The sequence below is a fragment of the Methylomonas rosea genome, from assembly GCF_024505055.1.
Classification (GTDB): domain Bacteria; phylum Pseudomonadota; class Gammaproteobacteria; order Methylococcales; family Methylomonadaceae; genus Methylomonas; species Methylomonas rosea.
Genome location: NZ_JANIBL010000016.1, coordinates 57,340 through 72,781 on the forward strand (window position 1 = coordinate 57,340; position 15,442 = coordinate 72,781).

General features: G+C 51.8%; 13 protein-coding genes, 1 tRNA gene and 1 riboswitch. Of the genes, 10 read left to right on the top strand and 4 right to left on the bottom strand.

The features are described 5' to 3' along the window. Nucleotides 1-115: 115 nt before the first annotated feature. From NP589_RS07170 to radA, 5 genes are all read left to right on the top strand, one after another. Nucleotides 116-802, top strand: a complete 687-nt coding sequence (locus NP589_RS07170; protein ID WP_256606359.1) for a DUF4912 domain-containing protein — start codon at nucleotides 116-118, stop codon at nucleotides 800-802. 7 nt (nucleotides 803-809) lie between these two features. Then, on the top strand, nucleotides 810-2,399 hold the full coding sequence (locus tag NP589_RS07175) for a glycoside hydrolase family 57 protein (RefSeq protein WP_256606360.1): 1,590 nt from the start codon (nucleotides 810-812) through the stop codon (nucleotides 2,397-2,399). A gap of 47 nt (nucleotides 2,400-2,446) precedes the next feature. Next, the gene (locus tag NP589_RS07180) at nucleotides 2,447-3,943 is read left to right on the top strand and encodes an endonuclease/exonuclease/phosphatase family protein (RefSeq protein ID WP_256606361.1); all 1,497 of its coding nucleotides are present in this window, start codon (nucleotides 2,447-2,449) and stop codon (nucleotides 3,941-3,943) included. A 60-nt stretch (nucleotides 3,944-4,003) separates the two neighbouring features. Continuing rightward, nucleotides 4,004-5,596 carry a phospholipase D-like domain-containing protein gene (locus tag NP589_RS07185; RefSeq protein ID WP_256606362.1) on the top strand — a complete coding sequence of 531 codons (1,593 nt, stop codon included), beginning with the start codon at nucleotides 4,004-4,006 and terminating at the stop codon, nucleotides 5,594-5,596. Between the two features lie 78 nt (nucleotides 5,597-5,674). Next, on the top strand, nucleotides 5,675-7,042 hold the full coding sequence (radA, locus tag NP589_RS07190) for a DNA repair protein RadA (protein ID WP_256606363.1): 1,368 nt from the start codon (nucleotides 5,675-5,677) through the stop codon (nucleotides 7,040-7,042). Nucleotides 7,043-7,116: 74 nt separating this feature from the next. On the opposite strand, the gene NP589_RS07195 is transcribed toward radA, so the two are convergent. From NP589_RS07195 to NP589_RS07210, 4 genes are all read right to left on the bottom strand, one after another. After that, nucleotides 7,117-8,772, bottom strand: a complete 1,656-nt coding sequence (locus NP589_RS07195; protein ID WP_256606364.1) for a tetratricopeptide repeat-containing sulfotransferase family protein — start codon at nucleotides 8,770-8,772, stop codon at nucleotides 7,117-7,119. Continuing rightward, complete coding sequence (locus NP589_RS07200) at nucleotides 8,772-9,296, bottom strand: hypothetical protein (protein ID WP_256606365.1); 525 nt, start codon at nucleotides 9,294-9,296, stop codon at nucleotides 8,772-8,774. Before NP589_RS07200 ends, NP589_RS07195 begins: the two co-directional genes overlap by 1 nt. A gap of 98 nt (nucleotides 9,297-9,394) precedes the next feature. After that, on the bottom strand, nucleotides 9,395-10,189 hold the full coding sequence (locus NP589_RS07205; protein ID WP_256606366.1) for a hypothetical protein: 795 nt from the start codon (nucleotides 10,187-10,189) through the stop codon (nucleotides 9,395-9,397). A gap of 75 nt (nucleotides 10,190-10,264) precedes the next feature. After that, entirely contained in the window at nucleotides 10,265-11,536 is a 1,272-nt protein-coding gene (locus NP589_RS07210) for a hypothetical protein (protein WP_256606367.1), read from the bottom strand. Beyond that, nucleotides 11,537-11,621, bottom strand: a riboswitch (cyclic di-GMP riboswitch). A 377-nt stretch (nucleotides 11,622-11,998) separates the two neighbouring features. On the opposite strand from NP589_RS07210, the gene NP589_RS07215 reads away from it, so the two are divergent. The 5 genes from NP589_RS07215 to NP589_RS07235 all read left to right on the top strand — a co-directional run. Next, nucleotides 11,999-12,274 carry a hypothetical protein gene (locus tag NP589_RS07215; protein ID WP_064008043.1) on the top strand — a complete coding sequence of 92 codons (276 nt, stop codon included), beginning with the start codon at nucleotides 11,999-12,001 and terminating at the stop codon, nucleotides 12,272-12,274. Nucleotides 12,275-12,564: 290 nt separating this feature from the next. Further along, complete coding sequence (locus NP589_RS07220; RefSeq protein WP_256606368.1) at nucleotides 12,565-13,938, top strand: ATP-binding protein; 1,374 nt, start codon at nucleotides 12,565-12,567, stop codon at nucleotides 13,936-13,938. Continuing rightward, nucleotides 13,916-14,464: a response regulator transcription factor gene (locus tag NP589_RS07225; protein ID WP_020483073.1), complete on the top strand. Its 549-nt coding sequence runs from the start codon at nucleotides 13,916-13,918 to the stop codon at nucleotides 14,462-14,464. Before NP589_RS07220 ends, NP589_RS07225 begins: the two co-directional genes overlap by 23 nt. Nucleotides 14,465-14,849: 385 nt before the next feature. Further along, nucleotides 14,850-14,925, top strand: a tRNA-Lys gene (locus NP589_RS07230). Between the two features lie 120 nt (nucleotides 14,926-15,045). Beyond that, nucleotides 15,046-15,442: hypothetical protein (locus NP589_RS07235; RefSeq protein WP_256606369.1), on the top strand; the 397-nt coding region annotated here is incomplete at its 3' end.

Sequence of the window (15,442 nt, forward strand, 5' to 3'; positions counted from 1 at the left end):
CGTAAATAATCGACAACGGTTAGAGTCTATAAAGCCCGGTCGCTGCGGCGATACGTCGCGGAATGTCCGCTACCCACAGGATAAAACCTAGTCACCAGACCCGTTAACATTGCCGATGGCCTTTTCCTCCTCACAGTCTCAAGCCCGCATGCCGCTCTCTGCGGAGGAAATGCGGGCTATTAGCCTGGAGATTAGCCGGGGCTTTGCCCCGCGCCGGTTCAGAGCTGGCGCGGCGCGCTTGACGAGTACCGGTTTTTCGCCGCAAGAGCTGTTAAGCATCAGTCAGCAGATCAATCGGGAGTTTGCCCCGCGGCCGGAAATCGTCGCAGCCAAAGTTGAAAGCGCCAAGCTGGTTGCCTTGCCGGTCGATCCGGAACACTTGCATGTTTACTGGCAGCTTGATGACGCGGGGCAGACGTCTACGCCGCTGATCGACCCGGCAGCAGATGCCCAGCCTTTGACCTTGCGCGTCTACAGCCACCCAGCACCGGCCGAAGCGGTCTCGTCGCCGGCCGAACCTGTCAAGACCTGGTTCGACGTGCCGGTTGCCGCCGAACGCAGCCAGCAGCAGATTACGCTGCCCAGCGGCAATGCCTGCATCGCCGGCATTTACCAGGTGGCGATAGGCCGGCTAAACGCAGCGCAGGAATTTAGCCCTTTGGCTTATTCGCAGGCTGCGGCTACTGCGCCGCAAGTGTCGCCGATGACGGAAAGGCTGTCGCCGGCGATGGCGCAGTTTATAATACCGCCTGCTCAAGCGTCTTCGGCGCTTGCCGTAACCGCGTCCGGCCAACAAAACTAATTCCGCGATGAACAAAGGCTATCTCAGCATCGTTTTGCATGCCCATTTGCCCTATGTGCATCATCCCGAACACGACAGTTTTTTCGAAGAAAACTGGCTGTTCGAAGCAATTACCGAATGCTATCTGCCCTTGTTGGCGATGCTGGAACGCCTGCATGTCGATCAAGTGCCGTACCGGCTGACCTTATCCTTGTCGCCGACGTTGATGACGATGCTGCGCGATCCGATGTTGCAAAACCGCTATCTGCATTATCTGCAAGGCCGATTGGAACTGGCGGAGCGGGAGTTGGAGCGCACCCGCCGGCTACCGCAGTTCGAGCCGCTGGCGCAGATGTATATGCAGTGGTTTCAGGATGCCTTGTATCGTTACCAGCACCGCTATCAATGCGATTTGCTGACGGCGTTTCAACGCCATCACAGCGCGGGCTGCCTGGAATTGATTACTACGGCAGCCACTCATGGCTTTTTGCCGCTGTTGAATGTCAGCCCAGTGTCGGTGCGCAATCAAATCGGCGTTGGCATCGCCAGTTTCAAGAGTCAATTCGGCTTTGCGCCCAGTGGATTTTGGTTGCCGGAATGCGGTTATTATCCGGGCCTGGAACAGGTGCTGAAAGCTGAAGGCATAGATTATTTTTTCGTCGATAGTCACGCGATCATGGACGCCGACCAGTCGCCGCGCTACGGTGTGTATGCGCCGCTGAATTGCGGCGATGGCGTGGCGGCGTTCGGCCGTGATCCGGCGTCATCGCGGCAGGTGTGGAGCGCCGAGGAAGGCTACCCGGGCGACGGCGATTACCGCGAGTATTATCGCGACATCGGTTTCGATCTGCCCCTGGAATATATCGCGCCTTATATTTTGGATGGCGAAACCCGGATCAACACCGGAATCAAGTATTTCCGCATCACCGGCGCCAAGCAAACCAAGCAGGTTTATCAGCCGGAACTGGCCAGACTGAAGGCGCGCCGGCATGCCGAGGATTTTATCTTGCGCCGCCAACAGCAAATCGATGCGTTGACTGCGGAAATGCCGCAAGCGCCGATTATCGTTGCACCATACGATGCTGAACTATTCGGGCATTGGTGGTTCGAAGGGCCTTTATGGCTGGAACAGGTTTTGCGTTTGGCGGCGAGCAGCGAAAACGGTGTCCAGACCGTTAGTTGCGGGGATTATTTGCAATTGCCTTTGCAGCACGTGCAGGCCACGCCGGCCGCTTCCAGTTGGGGCGAACATGGTTATTCCAGTTACTGGCTGAACGAAAGTAACGACTGGATTTATCCCTTGTTGCACAAGGCCGCCGCCGAAATGGAAAAGCTGGCCGGCGATTTGCGCGGCTTTGGCGTGAGTGATTTGCAGCAACGCGCTTTAAATCAGGCAGCCAGATCGCTGTTGCTGGCGCAGTCTTCCGATTGGCCGTTTATCATGAAGGCCGGCACCACTATCGATTACGCGCGCAAACGCATCACCGATCATTTGGCTCGTTTTAATTATTTGCACGATGCGATTCGCAAAAACCGTATTGATGAACGTTATCTGACAGCGCTGGAGATCATGGACGATATTTTTCCGGACATTGATTTTCGCCATTATGCCGCCTAGACAGACGCTTGTTTTGGGCACTGCCTAACCAACCTCCAGGGGGAGCTATGGATAACATCCAATTGTTGTATGTAGCCAATAACGTCACCGGCAAGGCCGCCGCCTGTCAGCAATCCTTGCTGTTTTTGATGCGAGTCGCAGACCTGGATTATCACAAGCAGGTGGAAGTGGTTTGGGCCGGCGAAGACGGCGTCTGGCACTTTTTACCGGCCTTATTCAACCGTAAGGCGGATGATGGGCAGGAGTATTGGCAAGCCGAAATCGTATTTCCGCCGCAGGCGCATGCCGATATACCCGGCGACATTCGTTTTGCCTTGCGGCTGCAAGCAGCCGGCAGCGAATATTGGGACAACAACGAAGGCGGCGACTATTTCAGCGGTGCCGGCTGCGGCGGCAGGTTGACCGGTGCCGCAGCCATACTGCAATTGAGCCACGCCGAACAACTTCAGGACGGTCAGCATTCCGTGCCGATCAAGCTGGCGGTCGATGCCGCCTTGGAAATAGACCATGTGACGATACATTGGACTATCGACAATTGGCAACACAGTCACACGACCAGTTGCCGCCGCCAGGCGCAAAGAAAATCCGCCAATAAAGCCGTCTACGCCGGCTTGCATCTCGCTCAAGTATGGAGCGGGCGGATCAGGGTGGGGGATGCGTTTCGTCTGCAATACACCATCAGCTGCGAAAACAAGGAGCAGACGCTGTGGGATAACAACGCCGGCCAAAATTATGCCCTGAGCCGCACGCCGCTGCGGCTGCTGATTTTGAATCTGCATTGCTACCAGGAAGACGAGCAAGACCGGAAGTTCTGGCAAATCGCCACTGCCATCGATGAACTGGGTGCCGATATAGTTTGCCTGCAGGAAGTGGCGGAATATTGGAATGACGGGCGCGGCGATTGGCCGTCCAATTCCGCGAATATCATCAATCAGCGTTTGCCTAAGCCTTTTCATCTCTACACCGACTGGTCGCATTTGGGGTTCGACAAATTCCGCGAAGGCGTGGCTATCCTTAGCCGTTTTCCACTGGCTGAGCAAGAAGCCCGCTACGTATCGGATAGCCACGATGCCTACAGCATCCATTCCCGTAAAGTGGTGTCGGCGCGCATCAGAGTGCCTTATATTGGTACTCTCGATGTGTTTTCCGCACATTTGAGCTGGTGGGAAGACGGCTTTCAACAACAGTTTCAACGCCTATCCGCCTGGGCGGACGGCAAACGTAGCGCAGACGTGGACGCGACCTTGCTGTGCGGCGATTTCAATATTGCAGCCGGTTCGACCGGCTACGAATTGGTGGTCAACGGCCATCAGTATGAAGATCAATATCTGGCCGCGAACGCACCGGCACTGTTTCAACAAGTTTTTCGGGTGAACGACGCGCATTGGCGGGACTATCTGGCCGACGATTATCGAATCGATTACATTTTTATGGACAAGGACAGCGGCCTGCGGGCCAGCTCGGCAAGGACTGTATTCACCGAGCAGGATTACGGGTCCGTATCCGATCATTGCGGCTATCTGATGACCTTTGAGCCGCTATAGACTGAATCGCTGCGGCGATTTTAAGATTGAATTTAAGCTTGTTTAATTAGGCAGCACCATATGCAAGTAGCAGAACACTACGCCAAACCGGTATTTGGCAAACTAGGCGGTTGTTTCCAACGCACTAACGATTTTAGGGAAACCTTCGACGTCCGCTGGGGCAAGATAGATTTCGAGATGTCGCACGGCATTGCCGCTAATTTGAAGGTGGTATTGAAGGTGTATCGGGAGTCGATTTGCGAAACCTATATCGTCGATACCGACGCGTATGACGTGGAGTGGGACAAGCACAAACGCTCGACACGGGATTTTTATGTGATGCCCCACTCAGGGCAGTTCGGCAAGATCAGCTGCATCAAGTTTTCGTTTATCGTGCATTTGGGCGAGCATTCGATTGCCTCACGGCATGACTATATTTTCATGGACGGCGACCAGTTGCGGGACAATCATCCGCAGCAGCGCCATATTAACGAGCATTGGGCCACGCCCAACCATTTCCGCAGTTACGAACTGGACTCCGGCCAGTTGCAAAGCGATGTGGACTGGTACAACCATCATTTCGATTCCTTGCAACTGACGCCTAAGTTCACCAAGGGCCAGCAATTCCATCCTTATCACCCCAAGCGCTTTATTCACGATCATATCGATAAGGTGATCGCGGCCAAGCACAGTCAACCCGACCGCTTATGCACCATTAAAGTCAGCGTGGATTGCATTGACGACGGCGACTTTATTAACCATTTGATTCACGCCAGCCAGCAGGGCGTGTGGGTGCAATGCATCGTCGATTGGCGAAAAATGACGCTGACCAATAGCCAGAATTATGCGCGCCTGAAACGCTCCGGCATCGAATTGGTTGGGGTGTTTTGCACACCCAAACACCACTTGATCGAAGTGGAACCGGACATGCACACCAAGTTTGTGATCTTCAATGATGACGATTGCATCGTCGGCTCGTTCAACATCACCTTCGATCGCTGGTGGGCCAATTGGGAATCGGGCATGAGTTTTCATTCCAAAGGCGTATGCCGTCTGCTGGATAACATTTTCCAGAGCCAGCGTGGCGGGGTTATTCAAAAATACGGTATCGATCCGCTTAGTCCGTTCAATCTGCTGTATACCTTCGGCCGGCAAACCATGGCCAATGGCCGTCCTTATCGGCCTCATCATGCGATATTGGCGGAAATTCATCGCGCCCGTCGGTCCTTAAAGCTGTGTCTGTTTTTAATCGGCGACTTGCTAGGCGACCATCACGACAGCGTCGTTAACGCCTTGATTCAGGCCCGCGACCGCGGTGTGGATGTGCAATTACTGTTCAACGGCCACTTGGCGCGGCAGGGCAAAATCGGCGTTGAACGTAGCATGGCCGATGAACTGGCCCGGCCGCTATTGCCGGCCGTGCAACGTTTGCGCGACGCCGGGATTCGGGTGGGATTGGTCTATGGGCAAGACGACTTGCCGGTGCCGTATTCGCCCATCCATAGCAAATATTGCGTGATCGACGATTACATCGTCATCGACGGCAGCTTCAATTGGTACAACACCTCGGTGTTCTCCCACGACCTGATCGTGGTCGCGGCCAACCGGGATGTGGCGCAACCGTATCTGTACGAGTTTGGACAGATTCAGCGCTTGTTTAGGGTGTTTTATTGATGATGGCAGCTAATCCTCCCGAGCGAATTAGTGGGCGCTTTTCTTCGAGCCGGCGCTTAAATAGCGATATTTGAGCTTATGGCCAAAAAGCAAAAATCCGCTTACGTCTGTACCGAATGCGGCGCCGATTATCCCGGCTGGTCCGGGCAATGCAACCAATGCGGGGCCTGGAACAGCATCAAGGAAGTAAAGCTGGGTAACGGTAAAACCGCGCGCGACAATTCCGGTTATGCCGGCAGCCGTAGCGAAGTGCGTTTGCTGTCTGAAGTCAATCTGGCGCAAGCCGAGCGGATTTCCACCGGCCTGGCCGAGTTCGACCGGGTGCTGGGCGGCGGCATCGTCACCGGTAGCGTGGTGTTGATCGGCGGCGCGCCGGGCGCGGGCAAGAGTACCATCCTGCTGCAAGCCATTGCGCATATCGCCCTCCAATTGCCGGTGCTTTATGTGTCAGGTGAGGAGTCGTTGCAACAGATCGCCGAGCGCGCTCACCGTCTGCAACTGAATACCGCCGGCATTAAGATGCTGGCCGAAACCTCGGTACAGCAGATCTGCCAGATACTCGACGAAGAGCAGCCCAAAGTGGTGATCATCGATTCGATCCAGGTCATGTATACCGCCGATTCCGATTCGGCGCCCGGTTCGGTGTCGCAGGTACGCGAGTCGGCCAGCTATTTGACGCAATACGCCAAACGCACCGGCGTGTCATTTTTCATGGTCGGCCACGTTACCAAGGATCAATCGTTGGCCGGGCCGATGACCTTAAGCCACATCGTTGATGCGCAAGTAGTGTTGTCGTCCACCGACGATTCGCGTTTTCGGGTACTGCGCGCCGACAAGAACCGCTTCGGCAGCGTCGGCGAGTTAGGCTTTTTTGCGATGGAAAGCAGCGGCTTGAAGGAAGTGAAAAATCCGTCGGCAATGTTTTTATCTCGTGCCGAAAAGCCCTCGCCGGGCAGCGTGGTGACGGTATTGTGGGAAGGTACTCGGCCCTTGCTGGTGGAGATTCAAGCGCTGGTCACCGAAAGCCAGTACGGTAATCCGCGCCGGTTGGCGGTGGGCCTGGATCAAAACCGTCTAGCCATGTTGTTGGCGGTGTTGTCGCGCCACGGCGGGATATTCACCGGCAATGACGAGATTTACGCCAACGTGGTGGGTGGCATCAAGGTTTCCGAAACCAGTACTGACCTGGCGATCATGGTCGGCGTGGTGTCCAGTCTGCGCGACCGCATCATCCCTTACGACACGGTGTTCTTTGGTGAGGTGGGTTTAAACGGCGAGATTCGCCCGGTTGCCAACGGTCATGCTCGCCTTAACGAAGCGGCCAAGCACGGTTTCAAGCGGGCGATTATCCCGAAAAGCAATAAGCCCAAGGATGCGGTGAAGAACTTGCAAATCCATGCGGTCAGCAATATTCAAGAAGCGCTATCTGTGCTTGCGGAACTATGAGACTTTGTTTGCAGTGGGGCAATTGGTCCAAATTGGAGATCGCCATACGCCTGCTTATATTTTAGAACCTCGAGTCAATCGAGATTGACAGCGTATCCGAATGCTTCAATAAAGGGCTGCAACTGCAAATTGATGGTATCGAAATAATTTCGATAATTCACCCAGCGATTAAGCGACGAGTTATAAATGGGTTGCGAAACAGCGGCAAAACTGGGTGTAGAAATATAGCGTCCCTTGGCGCGTTCATGAAATTTGTTGACGGAAGCATGCCATTCCACACCTAAAAACTCGAAAACTCGCTGATAAGCCCCTTCGAAATCGGTGACAGTATCCTCGTAACGCAATTCCAGGTAGGCTGGTTGAATAAGGTCTCTGATTTCAAGCCAATAACTCATCACCGCCGCGTATTGTCTGGCGATGCCATGCCACGACGATAGATTGATAGTCGCTGGAGACGGGCTAAATGCCTGCATGAAACAACTCAAGCAGACGTCTCTGGGATCTCGCAAAGCAAATAGAATTTTGGCTTCGGGAAACACTACGCTGATCACGCCAAGATCAATAGTGTTCAGCGCATTCTTGTCCACCACCTGGCGGCGCATGACGTCTTCGCCAAATTCTTCGCGCATCCGGCGCCAATAAAACTGGCGCAATTGCTTAATGTGATTATTTGTCAGGGAGCGAAGAGCCTTGGCGTGATCGCCAACTACGCCACTTATCCGTTCAAGTTCCTGTGTCAACTCATGGACGATAGTGCTTTCATCCGTTGCAAGTAGTTTCGGATGGGAGCCGAGTACCTGTTCAGTCAACGTTGTCCCGGAACGCAAAAAACCCAATAAAAACGCCGGAGCGGGCAAGCCATCATCGATCAACGATTCCTCTGGCCAACGTTGCAACAGCTTGTGATCGAATCCGCCGCGATTACGATCCAAGGTATCGAAAATCATTTCCCGCTGTTCCGGGTTAAAGGGGGAGATTGCAGCGTGCTTGTCTCCGGCCATGCCCATACTGGTAAACGCTTCGTCGAATCGACCGAGCTTGTCTAATATGATGGCCTTTTCCAACCAGGCCCGTGCGGTTTGTTCCGGGTCATCGTTGCGTTCAATGACTTTGTCCAATCGATTTAGCGCCTGCTCACGCTCCAGCAATTGTGCTTCCAAGATCGCCAACGCAATATTGCATCCCGGGTGATCGGGAAGTAGTTGACAAACCTTCTGGGCAATCGGCAAAGCTTCTTTATTACGGTTTATTCGAGTCAAACACAGGGCTAGATTATTCAGCGTGACTGGCGAATTGGGCGCTAATGCGACCGCCAAGCGAGCCAGCTTTTCTCCCATTCCGGCTTCGCCCCAGTGCATGAGCTGGCTGGAAAGTTCTACAAGAAAGCGGGGATCACGGCTTTTACTCGCTTGCCGTTCCAGCAAACGGGCCGCCTGCAGCAGTTGCCCGAGGCCTTCTTTTTTACGCTTCAACCAACACAAAGCCTGACCAAGGCTGGCGCGATAGTAGGCATCACTGGGTTTTAATACGCTCAATTGACGGAAATACTGTTCGGCATCCACGAAATTTGAACCAGCAACAGCCTGCTGCGCTTGACTATGTAGCCATTGCAAATCAACTGCCGATTTAGTGGCGTCCTGCGATTCGCGATTTGCACAACAGACTTTGTATTTTTTGCCACTGCCGCAGGGGCAGGGTGCATTGCGGTTAGGTTTTACTGAAGTAGACATTATAAGATCAACAAGTCAGGTGGTAGCAGTTTCAAGAGCTTTTGCAGACATCGCTCCACTGCTCTAATTTGCATACTTGCTATCGGATTGTCATCGTCGGTAATCACTAAATCGCCTTTTTCGTTCAAAGTGTATTTGTGGTTTATCAACCATTGCGCCAGTGAATCGCGGTTTTGATGATCCAAGGCTATCGCTCGGTTGGATGCCCACAGAATAAAATCCGTCATTTCTGTATTCTCCGTGATAAATACGCGGACATTGAGCATTACTTGCTTCAGTGCTCTATAAACCGATGCAACAGCAGCAAAGCCTCCGTCACGAGTAAAGCCGACATAGTCAAACGCCAAAGATACCATCTTCTTTAAAAAGAGCGCGTAATCGCTCAGGATTTCAACTGTTAATAGGTGCGTTGGTTCGCAGCTATCCGTAAAACTAATCAGGATGAATTTTGGGCTATTCATACTTTTAGCCATAAAAAACCCCGAACCGGCTTCATGCCGTAATTCGGGGTTGAATGCTTCCATACACTGGTTAATCCGTTAACATTCCTGCGTTTTAAAAACTCCTGTATTAAAACTTATGCCCCTTTTCTTCAGGGCGATCCTATTTAGGGTGATTTCATTTATGCTGAGCGTTTGCGTTTACTGACGCCAATGAGACCCGCCATTGCCGAGCCGAACAGCCAAACAGCGGCTGGAACAGGCACGGGAGCGGCAGTCACTTCCAAATTAAAGCTACTTCCCGCCGCACACGTTCCGTTGAAACAACTGCCACCCGCAGCAATCAGATAATATCCCGATTTTAGTCCGCTCAATGTCAGAGACGAGAAATCAGCGCCGCTAGCCCAAGAAGAGGCGATGGCAGAAACCCATGGCGATGAAGAAACGCCACCCGCACCGACAGCGTCACCATCGCCATTGGTAAACGAGCCACCGGAATTGCTGTAACCGATGAAGTCGGTGATGCCAATGTTACCTAACGAGGCGTTATCGGACACACCGCCATCCGAAGGGCCGCGAACTTGTGAGTAGGTATGCAAGCCAAAACCACCCGCGGATAAGTTAAAATCACTGGTGCCGCTGGTCCAAACTGAAAACGCTGGATTATCGATGCCGTTAGTGGCGGCCGCAGTCATCTTAATAGTCAAATTTACCGTCGCGCCACTGGCGATCTGCGCAGCCGAACCCACTTGCAACTTGGCGAAGGTAGAACCGGTATGCACCCAGCCAAAACCATTAGATCCGGAAATAGAATCTGCCCATGATTTTTTTCCGGCAGTGCTCGTTCCTGCCAAGGCGCTTCCAGTGAAAGTACCTAAATCTACTTCAGCAACACCCATTGCATTCGCATGCGATGATGCCGCCAACGCTACGGTACCCAAAATGCCGACAATGGCTTTATGAAGCTTTCTATTCATACTGTTATTCCCAAAATATTCACATAAAAAGACAAAGTATCCGCATTTTCCATAACGCGGATACCAACTTGTTGATTAAGCCGCGGTTGTTTTACGACGACCAAAACCAACGAAACCTGCCAATGCGCTGCCAAACAGCCAGACTGCGCCTGGAACTGGGACTGCTGAAGTAGTAACCAGTACATCGTAAACGACTGCGTCAGCAGCACTGCCGGTGCCACCGTGGGCGCCGATCACCAAGGTGTAAAAGCCATTGGTTTCATAACCCGGTGTGCCGGTCGCATTCCATTCGGCTTGGTTAAAGATAAAGCTATAAAACAGGGTGTCGGAGACGCTGCTCATGCTGGCGGTCCATATGGCTTCACCTAGGCTGGAGCCTTGGAAACCAGCGCTGCCGAAGGCAGAGGCGGCGTTACGGTCAGATGTAGTGCTGGTGTCAACGTTGCGGTAAAGAGCTACATCCAGTAAACCGTTTAACGCACTGTAATCACTATCGTTTTTGATGGTTATGGTAGTCAAAACATCGCCGTCTTTTGCGCAGTTATCGGCGGCGGTGTTAGTACCGCAGCTGACATGAATCAAACCGTAGTCGAGGCCTAAGCTGGTTTCGGCCGAGTTGCCGGCTACCGCTTGGTAGGGGTGGTCATTGCTTGGAGTGCCCGGTAGGTCGGCCATGACGGTTCCCCAGGTAGCTACATTGGCGGGGAGAGTGTTTTTATCGTTGTAGGCTTTCCACAAACTCGATGTGTTGTTCGTGCCCCAATTGGTGGTACCTGGAGCAACCAGAACTTGACCATTCGGTAGGGTAAGGCTCGTGTTGTTGGCTGCTGTTGCACTCATGCCGCTCAACATGTTGGCGGTATTGTCGGTAGCGCTGGTGCCGGTGTAATGATCGCGTTTAGTGACGCCAAGAGCCGTTGAATGCTGACCGGAGTACCACATATAGGGCAGGTTGCCTGGAATTTCGGTTGCAGTGGCCGCAGCCGAGCCGGTGCCGGAGATGAAGTTATTGCTGGTCGCGTTGTATACAGTGGTGCCGTTGGAGACGCGATTGGTTCCGTTGGAGTTGGCGGAGACTCCGTCAGTACCGTTGATACTGTTGATGACCCCAAAGCCAATGGCCGAGTCGCCTGAAGCGATCGTGCCCGCACCGGTCAAGTTGTAGTATTGATGTGCAAATGCTTGGCCTGAAACGCCCGCTAGGCCAGTTGTCAAAATAGCTGCTATAGCCGTTTTATGAAAGATCATTATCGTCCTCTTTGTTATTGGAATTAAAGGTAACAGCGAAACTGACAAAACTTGACCAATAGCATCGAGCCAAACTTTGCCCTCGCCCATGGCGCGCATGGGGGCAATCCGGCCTTCTTTAAATCGTTTTTTAAGAACCGTGATTTTCCGGCCCCGCCTCACGACGGGTGTGGCAATTCTTGCTTCCAGAGATTTGCTAATTACGCCAGCGGCAGACATGGCAGGGATAGAGAACTACTAACCGCTTTTCGGAGAGCAAACCACGAAGCAAGCGCACTAGTTAAAGCGAATAATGGGCCAGTTTAATAAAACATATACATTTCATTGTATTACGGCTTATTTTGCTTGGGGTGGCTTGACTGAGTCTCGGGTGAAACTCAGTGAAATAGCTCAGAAGCGTGTTTTATATAACACAGTTCAATTATTGGTGGTTAATCAGGGTTTGGTGGTGAATTTTGTTTTGGCGGATTTGATCAGGAATTTCTTTCTTTTCTAGTCATTTATTGTTAGGTTGTTGCGCCGCTAATTGGGTTGGCACGAGATTTTTCAGTGGAGAGATGTATGCAAAAAACCGATAAAACCCCGCTGTGGGTGTTCTTGGCCTTATCCAGTATAGAAACCCGCAAAGGCGCGTTACTGTTGATCTGGAGTAGTATTGTTTTTACCGTTTACTGTGTGCCTTGGCCGCTATATTTCGACGGCAACGGCTGGGTTGCCAAGTTATTTTTAATAGATGACTGGGAATGGTTCGCGATGATGCTGCCCATGACGTTCTGGTATTGGCTGAGCATGAGATGGGTGGATAAAAACGGCGGCTGGCGTTTGGCTAATGCGTGATATGCCGCACTATTTTTTAGGGGCATGATTCGTCAGATCGTGCCGCTTGCTTCGAAATGACTAGCTCGTGGATTTTTCTTTAGTTCTTAATAAGTGGCTAGCTCAATTTTTTATTCGCCGAAGACTGGCAGTTAATATTTGGCGAATAAAACAAGGTGACGGTTTTACTCGCGAAACTCGATTGCGAATACTCCGACGACCGGCATCCAAATTTGATCGGTTTTCCATCATGTTAAGCGAACGGCAGTAGTATATCGCTGCGACGCTTTCTTAAATTTAGTGTTGTTTCTATGCTTTCACACATTCTGCCCAAAGCCGAAATCTCCATTCGGGAAAACCTACGGTGGTTATACATTCTTAGGAATTTGATGCTGTTTGCCGTCACGGTTGCGGTGTTTATCGCGGTGAACGGCTTGGGTATCAATTTGCCGCAAAATCAGTTGTGGCTAGCGATTTTTGCGATTTCCATACTTAATCTTTACACCTGGTTGCGGCTGAGAACCCCGGAAGAGGTCACCGAGCACGAGATTTTTTCGCAAATATGCATGGATGTGTTGGCGCTGGCCTATTTGCTTTACCTCACCGGCGGCGCGTCAAATCCGATCATTTGGGTATTTCTATTACCTTTGATTGTTACCGCTATCATGCTGCCGCAAGCTTACGCCTGGAATATGGTGATCATTACCTCCTGCGTCTATACGGTTTTGATTGCCTACAACGTACCCTTGCCGGCCGTAGAGCCGCATATGGCGCATCCGGCGATGGCTGAGATGACACCGGAAATGAGTCTGCAAATGCATTTGATGAACGACAGGCGCTATTTCAATCTGCATGTATTTGGTATGTGGTTTGGCTTTGTGTTTAGCGCGGGACTGGTAGCGTTTTTCGTGGTCGAACTGTCCAAAACCTTGAAGGAACGAGAGCGCAATTTGGCCGACGCCCGCGAGAGTGCATTACGCGACGAGCGGGTGGTGTCATTGGGTACCTTGGCCGCTAGTGCGGCGCACGACATGGGTACGCCGCTGGGTACAATTGCGATTCTGACGCATGAGATGGCGGAAGAATTGTCGGAGCATCGTTACCCGGATATGCATCAGAAACTGGTGATAGTTCAGCAGCAGATTGATCGCTGCAAACAGGCCCTGTCGGTGATGTCGGCTTCCGCCGGTGAGATGCGGGCGGAGTCAGGTAAGGTGATGCTGGTGAGCGAGTATATCGATGAAGTGTTAGGCCAGTGGCGCACGCATAAAGCCGCTACCCGGCTCAAATTATTTATATCACCGGATGTCGACATGGACGCGCGCGTGATTGCGGAGCGCACCGTGACTCACTCCATCATCAATATCTTGAATAATGCTGCCGAGGCGTCGCCGGTCGATGCGGGCATCGAGTTTCATGTGGAATGGGATGAGGAAACGCTAAACTTGAAAATCAGGGATTTTGGTCCAGGCCTGCCCGCCGAATTTATTGAGTTTGCCGGGCATCAACCGGTCAAGAGCAATAAGCAAGGCATGGGTGTCGGCTTGTTTTTGACCTATACCACTATCAAGCGACTCGGCGGTAAAATACAGTTCAGTAATTTAGAGTCAGGCGGCGCCTGCGTTGAGATCAGTTTGCCGCTATTAGCTAAGGAGAGTATGCATGAACGAATTACCTACGGATAAGCCCAATTTATTGCTGGTCGATGATGATGTCACTTTTTGTTCGGTCTTGAAGCCGGCACTGGAAAAGCGCAATTTTCAAGTGACCGTCGCCAACGATGTCGATACGGCAATGAAGCTGGCGGAACAAACCGAGCCTGAATACGCGGTAATAGACTTACGGATCGGTTTCGATTCCGGTCTGGAAATGGTCAAGAAATTGATTTCCCTGGATGACAATACCCAAATCGTCATGTTGACCGGCTTTGCCAGTATTGCCACTGCGGTGGAGGCGATCAAATTAGGCGCGATTCATTATCTGACCAAACCGGCCAACGCCGATGAGATTGTTAGTGCCTTATACAAAAACGAAGGTGATGCGTCTGTAGCCATCAGTGATAATCCGCTATCGGTGAAGCGCTTGGAATGGGAGCATTTACAAAAAGTGCTGATGCAACATGACGGCAACATCTCCGCCGCCGCCAGAGCGTTGAATATGCACAGAAGAACATTGCAAAGAAAGTTGGAAAAAAGGCCGGTAAAGGAATGAGAAGGCCTGTTTTAATTTGCAGTAAGAGTGCTCTCGCTGAATATATTGGAAACGGAGCGCGTGCGAAGTGAACATTTTTAGTCCCCGATAACCGTAGCGCTGGACGGGTTTTCATAACTAAGTTGAGAAAACCTGCAAAGGCATCGCGATATAGGGGTTAAGTCATCAGAGAGCCTATGTTCTGACCTTTGCTGGGTCGGAACGAGGTGGCGCGGACGAATCGGGGCGCCGCAGGCATAAACGTTTGGCCCGTTTTGCCAATTTTTCCTGTGGGGGAAGCTCGAAAAAGTCTTACGGCAAAAATTGCGACTCCCCGAGTTTTTGTAATTATTACAATTAATCGTTGCAAAGAAGATAATTTTAAGTATAATGGGCGGCTCAATCAGGGTCGTTAGCTCAGCCGGTAGAGCACCGCACTTTTAATGCGATGGTCGTGCGTTCGAATCGCACACGACCCACCATCCTAACTCTTTGAACCGCAAGAGTTTTTCAACTGGATTGCCGTCGAGTTGAAGCAACATAACCGCAGCAAGGCGCAAATTTAGGCGCACTCTGCATTATTTGCTTAATGAGGTGGCGTAATGAACCAGTCGAATCAATCCCTTCAAGTCTCAAAAAACGATAGTTTTTCTGAGCAAAATCAACCAAGCCAACAACATACTGACAACTATAACCAGATCGCACTTAGCAACGCATCCAGGCCTTATGACGTTAAGGTATTTGCTGTTGGAACCAAGCATAAGATTCTCAGTGAGAGCTACACCTTAATAGAGCACCTTAACCAATGGGTGAGGGAATTTGACCCGGACCGCAGACAGAAGTTATTTCTTTGTCCCACGACTTATTTTTTTGTCTCAGAGTTTGATATAAACCGGCAGGAAGTACTGACACGGATCATTGGTGCGACGCGCGGTCAGTATTTCGTCATTCAAGGCGGCGATGACGGCAGTGTTAACAATCGGCTGATTAGTCCCGTGT